Source organism: Tenacibaculum ascidiaceicola, assembly GCF_047470925.1.
GTDB lineage: Bacteria > Bacteroidota > Bacteroidia > Flavobacteriales > Flavobacteriaceae > Polaribacter > Polaribacter discolor.
In genome coordinates this window covers 236,729-253,607 of sequence record NZ_JAZKJP010000002.1, presented here as the reverse complement: position 1 = coordinate 253,607, position 16,879 = coordinate 236,729, and the positions used below count along the sequence as shown (strand labels likewise).

The following is a 16,879-nucleotide window of genomic DNA, read 5'->3' as shown; positions in this document are numbered from 1 at the left end:
TTAGTATATTTTAGCTAGCGTGTTTTTAAAATTACTTTCCGCTTGTAAGAATTTTTCTTTATCTATTGAAAACTCACCATACCACACATAATCATACAAGTAAGTTAACTTTTTAAAATCGCTATGCATTTCCTTTTTTGACGATAGTTCTTTTATATAATCTTCATTCGTTTTTTCTTGTTGCCAAGAGATAAAATCTTTGTCAGACAGGTTTTTTAGCAATAGTAAATAGTAATAACGTATTGCTAACTGATAGCTCCCTTTTGAAATTGCTTTCTGAATTAACTTTGGTAAATCTTTATCTTTAATTAACTCCTCCTCTTCTGATAAGTGTACAATAGGTTTGTTTTTTTTACCATCAATAATATTACGTGCATTTACTTTTAAAAAGAATTTAATAATAAAGTACAACACTAATCCTGCAATTACATATGGTAACGCTTTTAAAACAACGCGTAAAAATCCTACTGCTGGAGTAATATCATCAAAAATATAAGAGAGAATTTTTATGATGGTTCGTTTTACCCAGTCCCATATCTTTTCTAAAATAGTAGGTTCTCTTTTTTCTACGATGTATATAAATTCATCTTTTTGCTTGTACTCTTCTATTTTTTGAGTATCAAACTTTTTTTGTTCAATAATAGCATCATCATACTGAACCTCTCTTTTTTCTTCCTGAGAAAAAACAGTGATTGAGCAAATAAAAAACGCTATGTAAAAAAGAAACTGCTTCAAAAGATTACTGTCCTATACTATCAATTCTTTCAATAGTTCCTGTAAGGTTCTTTCTTTCATTAATATCAAAATATAAAAGTACGTTGGTTATTAAAGTAATTGAATAAAACATTAGCTGACCTGCTATTGAAATAACATTTAAAATCAAGTAAATAGGATCTCCAAAAAATCCAAAAACTTGCGCTGGATCATCACTTCCTGAACCTATTCCTATACTTATTAATTGGTATATGGTTGCTGGTATTTGAAATACATACCCTAGAACACTTACTAAAATAGATACTACAAAAATCACCCCAAAAGTTTCCCAAAAATATCCACTTATAAAGTTGAAACATTTCCCTACTGCTCCAGAAGCTGTTTCATTTTCAAACACTAAAATTGAAGCACCTAAAGATAATGCTGGCCAAGTATAAAACATTGGTAATACACATAACATTGCACTGGCAAATAATATTAAACCTGCTAAAATACCAAACCCTGTAAACGACCAAAATTTAGCTTTTGTGTTGGTTACAACGTCTTCTTGCCTAACTACTCCCTTATTATCTATGTATGATTTAATATAATACATACCTGCTAAGTTTATGTAAACGATAGCTACTAAATAAGCTATCATCATAATAAATACTGACCCCATCATTCCAACAACTGCACTTGTTTCTTGGCTAATTAACGAAGACATTGACATCATGTAATAAATCATAGAAGCTACTGCTATAACAATAGGTATTGCAGCTACTTTTAAAATGGTTAAAAAAAACTGTTTTCCTTCTAATCTTATAAATTTAAAAGCATCTGAAATAATACTTCCTAAATCTCTTTCTTTTTTAAACTCTACGTATTCTTTATGCATGGGTTTGTTGATTTTTATAAACTTTAACTGGGTAAATGACGTAATAAAATATGATTAATGCTAATGAGGTAACAATAATTAAAATTGCTAACCAATCTGGCATTTCTGTATGACGGGTTACAAAACCTTCTAAAAATCCTGCTACAATAAAAAAAGGAATGGTACTTACCATTATTTTTAATCCGTCTTTCATGCTTCTTTTAAACGATTCTAATCTTGAATAGGTTTTAGGAAACAGTAATCCATTCCCCAATACCAAACCTGCACAGCCTGCAATAACAATTACTGATATTTCTATAGTTCCGTGAATCCAAATGGTTCTTGACGATTCCCAGAACAATCCTTTATCATAAAAGAAATACAAAAACGAACCTAACATTATTCCGTTTTGCATCATAATATATAAGGTTCCAACCGAAAAAAGCATTCCTAAAACGAAGGCATACATTGCAACTCGTATATTATTGATGGTAATACCAATAAACATATCCACTTCATTAGCCTTTTTATAAACAGCCATTGGGTCGCCATTTTCAATATTTTCCAAGGTCATGTTTACATAACCGTCTCCTAAAATAAGGCGGACAAAATCAATATCAGTTGCAGCTGAAAAAGCTCCACAAATTGAGAAAAAAGCAAATACTAAAAACGCAATCAATAATTGTTTTTGGTAGCTATAAAACATTAAAGGAAATTCCGTTTTAAAAAAACTAATAAATCTGTTTTTGCTTTCTTTTTTAGTTTTATAAATTTTTTGATGTGCTGCCGATGCTATCGAGTTTAAGTATATCACCGTATTTCCGTTCGGATAAAAGGTTTTGGCGTAACTTAAATCATCAGTCAACTCCACATATAAATCAGATAATTTATCTGGTGAAATAACTGTTTTGTTATACAGCGCATCTTCAAAAAGCTGCCACTTTTCTTTATTTTTATTTACAAAGGCAGCTTCTCTCATGTATTTAAAAAATTAAAGCATGTTTGTTGAGAAGTTTCTCTAATCATAGAATATTTTTATCTTCGCTAAACTAAAAAAAGTTGCATAAATATCAACAAAAAAAAGCGAAAAACTAGTTCATGGATAATTTTCAAATAGAAACAGCTCAAAACATTGCTATTAGTCAAAATGTAGCACACGTTACCACTCGTATCGGTTCTTATTTAATCGATGCCTTATTTATTGTTGGGTACTACATTATCATTGCTATTATAATAGGTATGTTAGATATACCTATGAGTATGGAATATATGAGTCTGTTTGTTTTATTAGGGCTTCCTGTATTCTTCTACAGCTTGCTTTTTGAAATTTTAATGAACGGACAAACACCTGGTAAATACTTCAACCAAATAAGAGTAGTTAAGTTAGATGGTTCTAAGCCTACTTTTGGAAGTTATTTAATTAGATGGTTGCTACGTTTTGTTGATTTCACCTTAGCTAGTGGTTCTGTTGCAGTTCTTACCATTTTATTAAACGGAAAAGGGCAACGTTTAGGAGATATTGCTGCAGGAACTACTGTAATATCTGAAAAGAAAAGAATTACTTTAAAAGATACTATTGCAAGCGATGTAGTCGATAACTACACACCTACCTACTCACAGGTTACTCTTTTAAGTGATAACGATATTCATACCATTACAAGGGTATATAGAGATGCCATGAAGAAAAGAAATCATAAAGTAATTTTAAAACTACATACAAAAGTTATTGAGTTAACAGGAATTACCACAGAGCAAAAACCTGCTCAATTTATAGATACTGTGATTAAAGATTATCATTATTACGCAAGGCAGTAAACCTAATCAAATTAATCTATGGGAGTATTTTTTGTGAAGTTATACTTTCATTCATCTTATAAAAACTTAATTATTATATCTTTGACATAAAAATTGATTTATATTCTTCTTAGTTTACTATTAATAATTTTTTACCAAGACTTAAAAGAAAGACAAGTATTTTTACTTGTTTTATTAACCGCTATAGTTGCTGGTTCATTAATCTATTTTAAAAACACCTTATTAAACATTTATCTTCTCAATATTTTGATAAACCTAATAATCTTATCAACTATATTAGTTATAATTTTTCTGTACTCTAAATTAAAACTTAAAAAATCATTTTTCTATTCTTTGGGGCTGGGAGATATACTGTTTTTCATTTTACTAAGTGTTAGTTTTCCTACAGTAACATTTTTGACTTTATTTTCCATATCGTTATTTTTTTCTCTCATTTTGTTTTTAACCTTAAAACCTAAACTAACTCAAAAAACAGTTCCTTTAGCTGGATTTCAAGCATTATTTCTATTTTTAATTTTATTTATAAATTTGGTGTTTGATATTGTTAACATCTATGCTTTCTAATGAAAAAGAAAAACTTTGATTTACCTACTGAATTATCACAGCTAATTCCCTCTGAACTGGCTTATGAATATAGAATAATCCCCATTAACACAGAGAAAAAAAGTACTACCTTTTTAACTGATTCTAATAAAACAGAAAATCTAAAATCTGAGCTTCAAATAGTTTTAGGAAAAAGTATAATTTTAGAAGAAGAATTAACTAGCAATATTGATAGCTACTTACAAAAAAACTACAGAAAACGAAATCGAAATAGCGCTGCTTCTTTACAATATTCAGAAGATTTTTTACTAAATATAATTCATGAAGCTAAAGAGATAGGCAGCAGTGATATACATTTTGAGTCATTTGAAAAACAAAAAAGAGTACGATTTAGAATTGATGGTAAGTTAATTGAAAAATATATTATTCCCGCCTCAGAATATCCCAAAATAATTAATCGCCTAAAAATTATGGCTAGCATGGATATTTCTGAAAAAAGGTTACCACAAGATGGACGCATCAACTTAACTACAAAGTCAGAAGATTTTGATATAAGAGTGTCTTCTTTACCAACGCTACAAGGAGAAAAACTTGTATTGCGTATTCTATCAAAAAATAATGTTGATATTCAGTTAAACAAGTTAGGTTTTACTATAGAAGAGTTAAAAACATATAAAAAAACAATAAAGAAACCTAATGGTATTATTTTAATTTCTGGTCCAACAGGCTCTGGTAAAACCACTACTCTTTATGCTACTTTAAAAGAATTAAACAAAGAAGACACCAATATTCTTACAATAGAAGACCCTGTAGAATACACATTAGAAGGGGTTAATCAAGTTCAATTAAAAGAAGATATAGGTTTAGATTTTTCAAGTACTTTAAAAACTTTTTTAAGGCAAGACCCAGATATAATCATGGTAGGAGAAATAAGAGATGTAGCTACTGCAAAGATGGCTATTAGAGCTGCTTTAACGGGCCATCTCGTACTATCAACAATACACACTAACTCTGCATGGGGAACTGTTTCTAGGTTAATAGATATGGGAGTACCTTCTTTTTTAATTGCAAGTACACTAAATATAAGCATCGCCCAGCGATTAGTTAGAAAACTTTGTGATAATTGCAAAAAAGAAGAACAAACATCAGTAGATTCTAAATTACATAACATTTTAAAATCTCATTTTATAGCTGTTGGTTGTGAAGAATGTTATCAAACAGGATATAAAGGGAGAAAAGCTATATACGAAATTATACCTGCTACAAAAGAAATAATTTCATTTATTAAAAAAGAAGAATTAGAAATAGATACTTATTTAAAAGCTAATAAAATTAAAACACTACAAAATAATGCTATCGAACTAGTAAAAAAAGGGGTTACTTCAATTGATGAAGTATATTCATTAATAATCTCGTAAAATGAAAAAACAACACAAAACGTATACTTTAATTATTGCTGTTATTATTGTTTGGGGAGTAATTGGGTTTCAAATTTTCGGTTACTTAAATCCTAAGGAAGAAATATTGTTACCTACAACTAACAAACAAAGCATTGCTAGAAAAAAAATAAAGAAAAAGCAAAACTACATTATTAAAAAACACACAAGAGATCCATTTTTAGGTAAAACACTAACAAAATCTACGAAAAAAGGGAGGAAGAAAAAAGTAGCTGAACCAGTAAATTTTCCTCCTATTATTTATCATGGAATAATTGAAAGCAATAAAAGAAAATCTTTTATAATATCCATAAACGGGAATCAAAACATTTTAAAAATAGGGGAATCCATTAGTGATATAAAATTACTTTCTGGTAATAAAAAAGAAGTAAAAATTCATTACAAAGGGAACAACAAAGTAATTCCACTCAGTTAATAATGCTTAATAGGTTAACAAAAATAAAAGCGGGTGCTTTACAGTATGTTTTGGTAATTTCAGTTATCATTGCTATTATATTACTAACCTTCATCCTGTTAATTAACTTACAAAACAAACTATCTGTAAAGCACCTTTTCTACAAACAAGCCATTTTAAACGTTAATTACGGATTTGATTACTTATCAAATAAAGATATAGAATATAATCAAATCTTAACAAAACAATTTTCAGATAACATTAAAGAATCTACATTTATTTTTAAAAAAAAATGGGGTCTTTTCGAAATAGGATCTATTACATCTAAAGTAGGACAAGAATATTTTCAAAAACTAGGCCTTTTAGGCTGGTGGCAAGATAAAAGAAAAGCTCTTTACCTTCAAGATAATAATACTCCGTTAGTTATGGTTGGAGATGCTAAAATAGTAGGCGATGTTTTTTTACCTAAAAGAGGTATCAAAACAGGAAATATTGGAGGTACTTCATTTTACAACAACAAACTAATTGAAGGAGTTAAACATACAAGCACTAATAAACTACCACAAATATCCAACTCTGCAGTAATAGAACAACTATTAAAACACTACTATTTAAATGACTCTATTCAAATCTTTGAGCTAGAAGAAAATCTTAATATCATACAATCATTTAATAAAAAAACATTTTTACACGAAACAACTTCCAGCATTTATCTTCAAAATATTTCTTTAAAAGGTAATATTATAGTGAGGTCTGATAGAAAAATAACAATTGCTGCTTCAGCTAAATTAAATGACATTATTCTTATTGCTCCTGAAATCGTCTTAGAAAAAAATGTAACAGGAAATTTTCAAGCTTTTGCTACCAAAACGATAACTGTTAATGAAAACTGTAAAATTAATTATCCATCCTCCTTGGTTCTTCTTTTAAAGAGTGATGAAGCTAAAAAAAATCAAAAAGAAAATAAAATAGAATTAAAACAAGGAGTCATCTTTAAAGGAGTGATGATATATAAAAAAGAAAATAGTGAACTACAACAAAGCAATTATAATCCTCAAATAATTATTAAAGAAGAAGCTATAGTTACAGGAGAAGTCTATTGTGAAGCTAACCTAGAACTACTTGGAGAAATAAAAGGGATAGTAATAACAAAAAACTTTATAACCAACCAACAAGGAAGTACTTATATAAATCACATATTAAACGGTAAGATTAACGCAAATAAACTCCCTACACAATATGTAGGACTGAACTTAAAGTCTAATAATCAAAATATAGCTAAATGGTTATATTAAAAAAAATAAAAGCATCGTCGTTGAATGAAGTAATAATAGCAACTATTGTTATTGTTTTAGTTTTTGGTATAGCTATAGCTATACTTAACAACATTATGCAAAATACAATTCGTAAGAATACTAAAGCGGCAAATTCAAAGCTAAGTGAAATAGTATATCAATATCAACATGCATTAATTAAACTTCCTTATAGCAATGATGAAGGAGATTGGTTAATTCATATTTCTAAACAAAACAATAATAATTTAAATGAAATTGAATTTGAAATAACCTCTAAAAAAACAAACACAACAGTTTCAAGAAAAATTATTGATTATGAAAAAAATTAAAGCTTTTACATTAACTGAGCTTCTTGTAGTAATGGTTGTATCAACTATAGTGATATCTTTAGCTTTTTTAGTATTAACAATGATTCAAAAACAAACACAAAGCATTAAAATCAACTTAAACAAAAAACAAACCATAGAAAATTTAGACAAGGTACTATGGAAAGATTTTAATGAAGCTAATACTATTTTTTTTAAGAAAGAACTTCTTTCTTTTGAAAAAGAGTTAGATACCATAACATATACTTTTCAGGAAAAAGTAATTATCAGAAAAAAAGATAGCTTTTTAATTCAAACTAATAATAAAGCTTTCTTTTTAGATGGTTTAAAAGTTATAAATGGGCCTATTGACGCCTTAAAATTAGAATTTGAAAACACTTACAATAATCAGAAATTATTTGTAAACAGAGTAAAAAGTGCTTCATTTTATATAAATTAAAGAATGGGATTTCAAATAGAAAACATTAAAGAATCTAAAGAAAAAACTTTTGATTTTGATAAGTTATTAAAAAAAGAAATAAACTTATTTGGAAAATCATTTTCTAACAAAAAGAAAGAAAATTTTTACACAGAGTTGTATGTACTTTTACAAGCTGGACTGGAATTAAAAGATGCATTAGAGTTAATTTCAAAAGAGCAAAAAAAAGAAACAGACGAACAGTTAATTGAATCTATTATTGAAAAACTTATTTCTGGAAAAAATTTTTCAGAAGCTTTACAAGAAAAAAAGCTTTTCTCTACTTATGAATATGTTTCAATTCAAATAGGAGAAAGAACAGGAACTCTAAATAAAGTTATAGAAGAATTAGGTAATTATTTCAAAAAGAAAAATGAGCAGAAAAGAACTGTTTTAAACGCTCTCTCCTATCCTATTATAATTCTTACAACTGCATTTTTAGCTGTAGGCTTTATGTTACAATTCGTAGTACCTATGTTTGCTGATATTTTTAAACAAAATAATGTTGAGCTTCCTTGGATTACTACTAAAATTATAATGATTTCAAACTTTTTCAAAAACTATTACTGGGTTCTATTTTTAGTAATTGTAATTACAGTAGTTTTAAGAAAGTTTTTCAAAAATACACTATGGTATCAAAGAATTAGTTCTAAAATAATTTTAAGACTACCTTTTATTGGTGAATTTGTAAAAAAAGTAAAGGTTGCTCAATTTACACAAGCACTCTCTTTACTTATAGGTGCTAAAGTTCCTTTATTAAATGGCATTCAACTTACACAGAAAATGATTAACTTCTATCCCTTGCAACAAGCCTTAAACAATATAGAAAATGACATCTTAGTAGGAAAAACATTATCAGAAAGCATAAAAAAACATTCTATTTTCGATTCAAAAATGATTTCTTTAACTAAAGTTGCAGAAGAAACAAACCAAAATCAGGTTATTTTTGAGCGATTGACAACCCAATATAATAAAGATGTAGAGTATAAATCAAAAATGTTAAGCACAGCTTTAGAACCATTAATTATTTTAATTTTAGGAATAGTTGTAGCTACAATACTTATAGCTATGTACATACCAATGTTTAAGTTAAGTACCGTTATAGGTTAATCCTTTACTATTTCCTTTAAATTTTTGTCTTGGTCTACTTCCCAAATATTAAAAACTCCATCACCGTCAAAATCACTAACAGCAGTTGCTCTAGCTTTAAATGAGTTATTTGTAGCTTCAATTATTTCATAGCTATAATAAGCTGTTCCTCCTTGGTTAATATTTTTAGGAATAATAAAGTCTACCTCATTAAAATCATTTGAATATTTTGAGTGTAAGTAGAAATAGCTTTTTTGCAATCCATACAAATGGTTTAGTTGAACTTTAGCTTCAATGCTTTTAGCTTTTGAAATTTGTGGCATTAAAGAAGGTAATGCTATTAAAATAAGAATTCCTATAATAACTAAAACAACTAAAAGTTCCTGTAAGTTATAAGCATCTACCTTTTTTGAAAATTTCAATTTCATCTCTGTTTTTTTGATTTTTGTCAAAAGTATTAAAAATGAAATAATTCTTTACATTTGCCTCTAAAATTTAAAGTTTTTATGAAAAAGAAAGTATTGATGCTTCTCTCTGCATTAGTTTTAACAAATTGTGAAGCCATATTCGTTGAGAATATTTCAGATAAAAAAATCACCATTGTCTCTCCTGCTAATAAAGTTAAGCTAGATGATCCAGAAATAGTTTTTTCATGGAATAAACTGGATGACGTAGACGTATATCACTTAAAAGTTATTACCCCAAACTTTAGTAACATTACCAAAACTGTACTAGATACAGTGATTGCAAAATCTTTATTCTCAAAAAAACTAAGCTCTGGTGATTATGAGTGGAGTATTATTGGAAAAAACTCCGAGTATCAAACACAAGAAACTAGAAGCTCTTTTACTATAAATTAATTATTAAATATTTTGAAAAAGAAATTACTCCTATTTTTTTTATTATCCAGTTCTATCCTTTTTTCACAACAAACAAATAATAGAATATCCAAACTGAAACATACGTTAGACAGTTTACAAACAAAAATCCCAGGACTTACTAAAAAAGTTGATTTTAGTGTTAACAATATTGAGCTTCCTGTCTTCATAAGGTCAGTAGCAAATACTCATAAAGTAAATGTAAGTATTGGTCCTGAGCTAAATAATTTTTCTTTATCTCATAATTTTTCGGATGCTACTGTTAGCAACATATTTTTGTATTTATGCAAAGAGTATTCTTTAACAATAGAACCTTTAGGAAATATTCTATCAATAAAAAAACACTCTCGTAAACCTATTTTTAAAACAAAAAATATACCTGTAGAATATGATTCAACTATTGATAAATTCTCTATTGAATTAAACAACGATACCTTGTCTGTTGCTTTTAAAAAAATAACCGATGTAACAGGTAAAAACTTAGTGTATTCTGTTGGTTTAGGGAATAAACGGATATCTGGTTATATTCAAGGAAAAACTTTTGAAAGTGCAATAGATAAATTAGCTTTTTCGAACAATTTGTTAGTTACAAAAACAAAAGACGATTATTACTTATTTGAAGATATTTCTACAACACCTAATGCGGTGAATACGAGGTCAAAACAAAGACCAAGAAGATATCGAAGTTCTAACTTTTTTTATCAAGTAAACGATACGATAAATAAAATTATAAGTGTTGATTTTGAAAACACTGATATAGCTTCAATTATTAAAAATATTGGTTATGATTTAAATGTTGGAATTTTCACAAACACTTCACTAACAGCGATAGGAAAAGCTTCTATAAAAACAGACAGTATAACCTATGACAGGTTGTTATATAAGTTATTAGAAGACACACCTTACACATATAAAAAAGAAGAAAATTTATACTTTTTAGGAAAAAGAGAGCAGGCTTCTTTAAGGAGTGTGGTAACAGTACCTTTATTACATAGGTCTATTGAAATTATGACTGCTCCTATGAGCAATAGAAATCAATTTGGTTATAATTCATCATCCTTTAATCAGAATGTAAACAATAATAGTTATAACCAGAATTATAACAGGAATAATTTTAATCACCAACAGCAAAATATAAGCACGAGAAATAATAGTAGATCTTTTAATGATTATAATAATAAAGCAGAAGCTTTGGTTAATGTACTTCCTAAAGAAATAATAAATGATTTAGAAGTAAAAACAGATATTGAAAGAAATAGTTTTATAGTAAGTGGAGATGCTCAAAAAATAGAGAAGTTTAAATCTTTTATTAAGGAAATTGATAAGCCTGTACCTGTTATTCTAATAGAAGTAATGATTTTAGAAGTAAATAAATCTGCAACAGTAGATGCTGGTGTTGAATTCGGTATAGGGAAGAAACCAGTTAATGATATGGGGCAATTATTCCCTTCTGCGGATGTAACATTAGGAGCAACTACTATTAATAAAATCATAGGAGGATTTAATGGTTTTGGTTCACTAAATGTAGGTAAAGTAGTTCCTAATTTTTATGCAAAGATCAATGCTATGGAAGCAAACGGAAATATTAAAATTCGTTCCACTCCTAAATTATCAACCTTAAATGGACACAAAGCTGTTTTATCTAACGGAGAACGTTCTTATTACGCTATTACAAGGAGAGACATTATAGGTTCTCAAAACCCTCAAACAACTGAAATTAAAAATTATGTTCCTATTGACGCTGATTTATCTATAGCTATAAAACCCTTGGTAGCTGGAGATAATCAAATTACAATGAGTATTAATGTAGTCCAGTCAAGTTTTAACGGAAAGAGAATAGACAAAGAGGCTCCTCCAGGAATGAACTCTAGAGAGTTTACATCTATAATTAGAGTAAAAGATCAAGATGTAGTAATATTGGGAGGGTTGGAAGAAAACTTAAAAAATGATTCAGGCTCCGGAGTCCCTTTATTGTCCAGAATACCAGTAATAAAATGGTTATTTAGTAAAAGAAAACGCATTGATTCTAAAAAAAAGTTATCTGTTTTAATTAAACCTACAATCATTAAATAATGCTTAAAGATTGGCTTTTATATAATAATAGATTTTGTGCAGTAGAACACTCTTTTAATCACCAAGGAGAAGAAAATTTTCATTTTCTACAATTAAAGAAAAAAGGTAAAGAACTTATATTAGATAGAAAAAAAACTTTTTCTACTCATGAAGAACTTATTGATTTCCTCAAAGAATCTAAACTACGACAAGTTGTTTTGATTTTTAATAACCAACAAGTTTTATCGAAGAAAGTAACAAAGACTGGAGAAAATATAAATATATTTCAGTTAGCCTACCCTAATTTAAATAGTTCAGAATTCTATTATCAGTATGAAAAAATTAATGATAATATATTTTTAGCAGTAACAAGAAAGTCATACATTGATAATTTAATTGAGCTATATTCTTCTAATCAAATTTCGGTTTTAGACTTCTCTTTAGGAAACCTATCAGTTTTTGAAATTGCTAATTTATTTCAGACAACGGAAATTACTACATCCAATTCAAAAATACTTCTTGAACACGAAAAAATAATTAATATCACCCCTAAACATTTCAATAATAAAATCTATGTTGTTAATGGTTTAAACATTGACAGCAATAGTCTTTTATCTTTAGGTATTATTATAAACTTTTATTTAAAGACTAATTTTTACCATAGTAAAATTCATTTCGATAGCTTTAAAAATAAAGTGATTTTTAATAAAGGCTATAAAACAGCTCTGAGTTTTTGCCTTGTAATATTATTTATTAATTTTTTGTTTTTTAGTTCATATTATAAAAAAGTTACAGGACTAAGTAGTTACATAGAAATCAACAATAGTACTAAGGAAAATCTAAAACTTTTGGGCGATGAAGTGATAGAGAAAGAAAAATTATTAAACCAAATTCAAAATTACTCCTCAATAAGCATTGCTAAATATATAGATGAAATTGTTTATACAACACCCAATACAATATTACTGACAGAATTCAATTATCAACCCTTTTTAAGTACCATTAAAGAGGAAAAAGAAATAAAAAACGAGTTAAAAACAATAAGAATCAGTGGGAGTTTCAAATCCAATTCTGATATTAGTAATTGGGTAGATATAATAGAGAAACTTACCTGGGTTAAAGAAATTTCTAAATTAAAAATAGAAAACACCAAACAAATTTCTAAATTTCATTTTTCAATAATTATAAAAAATGAGTTATAAAAAGAAAAATATCATGCTACTTTTTTCTTTCATCGCTCTATTGAGCTTTATATATGTATTTAGCATTTCTAAAACATTAGGCTACAAAAAAAAGCTAATTAAATTACAGCAAGAAAGAGAAATAATTGACAATAGTACTATTGAATTAAAACTACTTAAAGAAAAGTCGATATACTTAGATTCTATTTTAAAACAAGAAAACATATCTGTTACAAACTCTTTTCAACAAATTATTTTAAAAAAAATAAATGAGTTTAAAAAAGAAAACAAAATTGAGCTAATTGAATTCAGTAGCTCTATAAATGTATTAGACAGCAATACAAATATTCAACTATACCCTTTAATCATAAAAGGGAACTTTAATGAGTTGCTATCGTTTTTAAACTATATAGAACAACAAGGCTTGGGAGAAATTAAAAACATTAATTTTCTTAAAAAGAAAGATTATAAAACTAGAAAAAACTTTCTGATTTTAAAACTTTACATAAAAAAAATTGTTGCAAAAAACTAAAAATCATACTTTTACAAACGAAAACAAAACAAACAAATTGCTAATTTAATTACTATCAAATTTTATGAAAAAAGCTATGTTAAGCATTGTTATGATGCTGCTTTGTGTATGGGGATATGCACAAGAATTACCTAAAATTGTTCCGCCTTCGCCAACTGCATATGAGCTAGGAAAATATGGGGATATACCAGTAAACAGTTTTTCAGGAACTATTCAACATAATATTCCATTAATAACTTATAAAACAAATAATCTAGTAGTTCCTATATCTATATCGTATAATTCCAACGGTATAAAAGTAGACCAACTTACAAGCAATGTAGGTTTAGGTTGGAGTTTAAATATAGGAGGTGTTATATCTAGAGTAGTAAAAGGTAAACCAGATGAAAACAGAACGGTTTCAATTCCTCAAAATATAATAGGAAATTATGAAAGTGATGAAGCTATATCCTATTTTTATAATTTAGGAAATAATGAAGCTTTAGACTCTCAAATAGATGTATTTAATTTTAATTTTTTAGGAAGATCAGGAAAATTTGTTTTAAACCAACAAAAAGAACCTATGTTACTAAATTCTAGCGAGCTAAAAATAGAAAGAATTCAAGATGGTTTTTTAATAATAGATGGAACTGGTGTAAAATACTATTTTACTTCTACAGAAAGCTCAAAATATAGATCGCGAGGTAATGGACAGGATATTTGGAGTCAAGACAATATTACAGCATGGTACTTAACAAAAATAGTACACCCTAAAGGTGATGAAATTTATTTTCAATATAATACAAATAATTACTCATACGATATAGGAAAATCTCAATCTTTAAAAGGTACCTATCCTTTTGCTCAAACTGGTTGTAATGGGATTGTTACCCAACATTATACTGCTTCACCTATATCTACAAATGAGGTTTCTATTTCAGGGAAGAGAATTATTCAAATTTATAGTAATAATTCATTAAACGGTAAAGTAAAAGTTGATTATAATACTAGCAGTCCTGTCTTAAGCAATTATTATCTCGTTGATAAAGTTACTCTTGCAAATAATCAGGAACACGAGATAGAAAAAGTTTCTTTTAATTATTTATCTACTTCAAATAACCGTAACTTTTTAGCTAATTTAATCTTTAAAGATGTAAATAAGAAATATGAATTTAACTACATAGATCCAAATAGCTTTCCTCAAAGATTATCTTTTAGTCAAGATCATTGGGGGTATTATAATGGAAAAAGCAATACATATTTTTTTCCTAATCCAACAAACTTACCTAATATTGGAAGTCCTTTAGTTGATCAAAACATTGGAGCTAATAAAGATATTGATATAAATTCAGCTAAAAAAGGAATGTTAAAAGAAATTATACATCCAACAAAAGGAAGCACTTTTTTTGAATATGAAAGTAACAACTATTATGGTTCAAAAAGGATTTTACCTCCCTTAGAATCAGTTTACTTAATAGGTGATACTCAATCCTCAGATTTTAATGGTAAAACAGTATCAACTATCATAACTGATGTTAATTTTACTCAAACAGTACGCTTTAACAGTAGTGTTAGTTTTAATGATTATGATGGAAATTGTGTTGAAATCCCTCATTATACTAGAGCTACAGTAAAAGCTGAGAACATAACAAACCCTGGAATGGATGAGGTTTTTTCTTCTGACGGCTATTCAATTGGAAATAGTTTCCAAATAGAGCCTGAAAATCGTTATTCTAACCTTAAGATTACCTTAACTGAAGGTAACGACTATAAAATCACTCTTACAGTAGCAAAACCATGTATTTTAGCTTCCGTAGGGTTTAACTATTATAAAGGTCCTTCTGAAATAGTTAATACGAATATCCCACAAGGAGGTGTAAGAATTAAAAGTATAAAAAATAAAGAAAGAACTTTTTCTACTCCTCAAATAAAAAGATACTATTACGGTAAAAAAGAAACTCTAAATCAATCGTCAGGAGTTAAAGGTATAAATCCTTGGTATGTTTTTACATCTATTAATAGGCAAAGTTGTGAAGACCCTAACTCTTCTTCTGGACAATTTCTTTGTCTTTATAAAGATATAATATATAAATCATTGGCTTCTTCAAGTGTAAGGCAATTTTATCAATCATCAACAGCTTTTACTACAAATTATAAAAACATAACTATCAGTTATGGAGGTGATAATTTTGAAAATGGAGGAGAAGAACTTGAATATTATACAAGAAATGATCAATTTGGAAACCCAATTTATGGAAATCATATACAAGGAAGTGTAAAAAACAATTGGGGATGGGATAATGGATTATTAAAAAGACAAACAAGTTTTAGAAAAAATGGAGAACTATTTTTAAAAGTAAGAGAAAAAGAAAATACTTATACTAGAGATAACAATATTAACAACGTTGTTTATGGTTTCACCGTAAGAAAAAACTTTGACTTGCTTTGTACTTATGCCCAACCAGATATAAGAAATCTTGATAATTTAGATATCATGGAAAATAGTTTTCGTACAAATTGGCATTACTTAGACCAAACGACCGAAAAGCAATACGACAACAATGGTTCAAACCCAATAATTACGACAACAAATTATTATTACGACAATCCTGACCACTTACAACAAACACGTGTAGAAACCACTAACAGCCAAGGTGAGGTTATAAAAACAGAAACAAAATATGCGCATGATGTAAACGATACAAGGTTGATAAGCGAATATCGTATTGCAGAGCCTATAAATGTGGAAACTACAAAAGAAGTTAATACTAATACAATAAAATTAAGCAACCAAAACACTGTTTATAAAGACTTTGCAGGATTATACTTGCCTGAGGTTATCCAAACCTCTAAAGATTCACAAACGTTAGAAGACCGAGTAGTATATCATAGTTATGATGACAAAGGCAATCCAACCGAAGTAAGCAAAAAAGACGGAACTAAAATCTATTATGTTTGGGGCTATCAGCAAACCCAACCCATAGCTAAAATTGAAGGATATACCGATACAGCATTAGCAAACATCACTAGTTTAGTTAATACTGCTGTATCTGCTTCTAATAACGATACAGATGTAGCCTCAGAAAACAATTTACGATTAGCTTTAAATGCTATCCGAAACAACACTAACATGGCAAATAGCCAAGTAACCACTTTTACGTACGACCCTTTAATCGGAGTTACTAGTATTACAGACCCAAGAGGACAGACAATATACTATGAATACGATGGTTTTAACCGATTAGAATTTATAAAAGATGCCGACGGGAATCTTTTAAAAGAACATAAATACAATTATAAAAACTAATCAG

The 16,879-nt window shown here is 28.1% G+C and carries 16 protein-coding genes; 12 read left to right on the top strand and 4 right to left on the bottom strand.

From position 1 onward, the window contains the following. From VBY68_RS01515 to VBY68_RS01505, 3 genes are read right to left on the bottom strand one after another with little or no spacing between them, the layout of a single operon-like run. Positions 1-735, bottom strand: coding sequence for a DUF4129 domain-containing protein (locus VBY68_RS01515; RefSeq protein WP_415268647.1), 735 nt, complete (start codon positions 733-735; stop codon positions 1-3). Positions 736-739: 4 nt separating this feature from the next. Then, entirely contained in the window at positions 740-1,591 is an 852-nt protein-coding gene (locus tag VBY68_RS01510) for a hypothetical protein (RefSeq protein WP_415268646.1), read from the bottom strand. Further along, on the bottom strand, positions 1,584-2,549 hold the full coding sequence (locus VBY68_RS01505) for a stage II sporulation protein M (RefSeq protein ID WP_415268645.1): 966 nt from the start codon (positions 2,547-2,549) through the stop codon (positions 1,584-1,586). Before VBY68_RS01505 ends, VBY68_RS01510 begins: the two co-directional genes overlap by 8 nt. 119 nt (positions 2,550-2,668) lie before the next feature. Here VBY68_RS01505 and VBY68_RS01500 point away from each other — a divergent pair, with 119 nt between their 5' ends. The 7 genes from VBY68_RS01500 (at position 2,669) to VBY68_RS01470 (ending at position 8,967) form a co-directional block, all read left to right on the top strand. Continuing rightward, positions 2,669-3,385, top strand: coding sequence for an RDD family protein (locus VBY68_RS01500; RefSeq protein ID WP_099216078.1), 717 nt, complete (start codon positions 2,669-2,671; stop codon positions 3,383-3,385). Positions 3,386-3,948: 563 nt separating this feature from the next. Further along, positions 3,949-5,346: a GspE/PulE family protein gene (locus tag VBY68_RS01495; RefSeq protein WP_415268644.1), complete on the top strand. Its 1,398-nt coding sequence runs from the start codon at positions 3,949-3,951 to the stop codon at positions 5,344-5,346. A 1-nt stretch (position 5,347) separates the two neighbouring features. Then, positions 5,348-5,800 carry a hypothetical protein gene (locus tag VBY68_RS01490; RefSeq protein ID WP_415268643.1) on the top strand — a complete coding sequence of 151 codons (453 nt, stop codon included), beginning with the start codon at positions 5,348-5,350 and terminating at the stop codon, positions 5,798-5,800. Positions 5,801-5,802: 2 nt separating this feature from the next. After that, the gene (locus VBY68_RS01485; RefSeq protein WP_415268642.1) at positions 5,803-7,074 is read left to right on the top strand and encodes a hypothetical protein; all 1,272 of its coding nucleotides are present in this window, start codon (positions 5,803-5,805) and stop codon (positions 7,072-7,074) included. Beyond that, entirely contained in the window at positions 7,062-7,403 is a 342-nt protein-coding gene (locus VBY68_RS01480) for a hypothetical protein (RefSeq protein WP_415268641.1), read from the top strand. Before VBY68_RS01485 ends, VBY68_RS01480 begins: the two co-directional genes overlap by 13 nt. After that, on the top strand, positions 7,390-7,839 hold the full coding sequence (locus tag VBY68_RS01475; protein ID WP_415268640.1) for a PulJ/GspJ family protein: 450 nt from the start codon (positions 7,390-7,392) through the stop codon (positions 7,837-7,839). Before VBY68_RS01480 ends, VBY68_RS01475 begins: the two co-directional genes overlap by 14 nt. A gap of 3 nt (positions 7,840-7,842) precedes the next feature. After that, a complete protein-coding gene (locus tag VBY68_RS01470) occupies positions 7,843-8,967 on the top strand; it encodes a type II secretion system F family protein (RefSeq protein WP_415268639.1) in 1,125 nt (374 codons plus the stop codon). On the opposite strand, the gene VBY68_RS01465 is transcribed toward VBY68_RS01470, so the two are convergent. Beyond that, entirely contained in the window at positions 8,964-9,374 is a 411-nt protein-coding gene (locus VBY68_RS01465) for a type IV pilin protein (protein ID WP_121147434.1), read from the bottom strand. The two genes, VBY68_RS01470 and VBY68_RS01465, sit on opposite strands and share 4 nt — an antisense overlap. Before the next feature lie 78 nt (positions 9,375-9,452). Here VBY68_RS01465 and VBY68_RS01460 point away from each other — a divergent pair, with 78 nt between their 5' ends. The 5 genes from VBY68_RS01460 (at position 9,453) to VBY68_RS01440 (ending at position 16,875) form a co-directional block, all read left to right on the top strand. Continuing rightward, entirely contained in the window at positions 9,453-9,806 is a 354-nt protein-coding gene (locus VBY68_RS01460) for a hypothetical protein (protein ID WP_121147435.1), read from the top strand. Between the two features lie 12 nt (positions 9,807-9,818). Next, positions 9,819-11,897 (top strand): type II secretion system protein GspD, encoded by a 2,079-nt coding sequence (locus tag VBY68_RS01455; RefSeq protein WP_415268638.1) that lies wholly within the window; start codon positions 9,819-9,821, stop codon positions 11,895-11,897. Beyond that, positions 11,897-13,078 (top strand): hypothetical protein, encoded by a 1,182-nt coding sequence (locus VBY68_RS01450; RefSeq protein WP_415268637.1) that lies wholly within the window; start codon positions 11,897-11,899, stop codon positions 13,076-13,078. Before VBY68_RS01455 ends, VBY68_RS01450 begins: the two co-directional genes overlap by 1 nt. A gap of 13 nt (positions 13,079-13,091) precedes the next feature. Continuing rightward, the gene (locus VBY68_RS01445) at positions 13,092-13,589 is read left to right on the top strand and encodes a hypothetical protein (RefSeq protein WP_415268636.1); all 498 of its coding nucleotides are present in this window, start codon (positions 13,092-13,094) and stop codon (positions 13,587-13,589) included. A 64-nt stretch (positions 13,590-13,653) separates the two neighbouring features. Beyond that, entirely contained in the window at positions 13,654-16,875 is a 3,222-nt protein-coding gene (locus tag VBY68_RS01440) for an RHS repeat domain-containing protein (RefSeq protein WP_415268635.1), read from the top strand. The last annotated feature ends 4 nt before the right edge of the window (positions 16,876-16,879 follow it).

What these genes read in the sequence shown, in the direction of transcription:
- VBY68_RS01510 (WP_415268646.1), bottom strand. Translation starts at nt 1,591, where the DNA reads ATGCATAAAGAATACGTAGAGTTTAAAAAAGAAAGAGATTTAGGAAGT.
- VBY68_RS01505 (WP_415268645.1), bottom strand. Translation starts at nt 2,549, where the DNA reads ATGAGAGAAGCTGCCTTTGTAAATAAAAATAAAGAAAAGTGGCAGCTT.
- VBY68_RS01500 (WP_099216078.1), top strand. Translation starts at nt 2,669, where the DNA reads ATGGATAATTTTCAAATAGAAACAGCTCAAAACATTGCTATTAGTCAA.
- VBY68_RS01495 (WP_415268644.1), top strand. Translation starts at nt 3,949, where the DNA reads ATGAAAAAGAAAAACTTTGATTTACCTACTGAATTATCACAGCTAATT.
- VBY68_RS01490 (WP_415268643.1), top strand. Translation starts at nt 5,348, where the DNA reads ATGAAAAAACAACACAAAACGTATACTTTAATTATTGCTGTTATTATT.
- VBY68_RS01485 (WP_415268642.1), top strand. Translation starts at nt 5,803, where the DNA reads ATGCTTAATAGGTTAACAAAAATAAAAGCGGGTGCTTTACAGTATGTT.
- VBY68_RS01480 (WP_415268641.1), top strand. Translation starts at nt 7,062, where the DNA reads ATGGTTATATTAAAAAAAATAAAAGCATCGTCGTTGAATGAAGTAATA.
- VBY68_RS01475 (WP_415268640.1), top strand. Translation starts at nt 7,390, where the DNA reads ATGAAAAAAATTAAAGCTTTTACATTAACTGAGCTTCTTGTAGTAATG.
- VBY68_RS01470 (WP_415268639.1), top strand. Translation starts at nt 7,843, where the DNA reads ATGGGATTTCAAATAGAAAACATTAAAGAATCTAAAGAAAAAACTTTT.
- VBY68_RS01465 (WP_121147434.1), bottom strand. Translation starts at nt 9,374, where the DNA reads ATGAAATTGAAATTTTCAAAAAAGGTAGATGCTTATAACTTACAGGAA.
- VBY68_RS01460 (WP_121147435.1), top strand. Translation starts at nt 9,453, where the DNA reads ATGAAAAAGAAAGTATTGATGCTTCTCTCTGCATTAGTTTTAACAAAT.
- VBY68_RS01450 (WP_415268637.1), top strand. Translation starts at nt 11,897, where the DNA reads ATGCTTAAAGATTGGCTTTTATATAATAATAGATTTTGTGCAGTAGAA.
- VBY68_RS01445 (WP_415268636.1), top strand. Translation starts at nt 13,092, where the DNA reads ATGCTACTTTTTTCTTTCATCGCTCTATTGAGCTTTATATATGTATTT.
- VBY68_RS01440 (WP_415268635.1), top strand. Translation starts at nt 13,654, where the DNA reads ATGAAAAAAGCTATGTTAAGCATTGTTATGATGCTGCTTTGTGTATGG.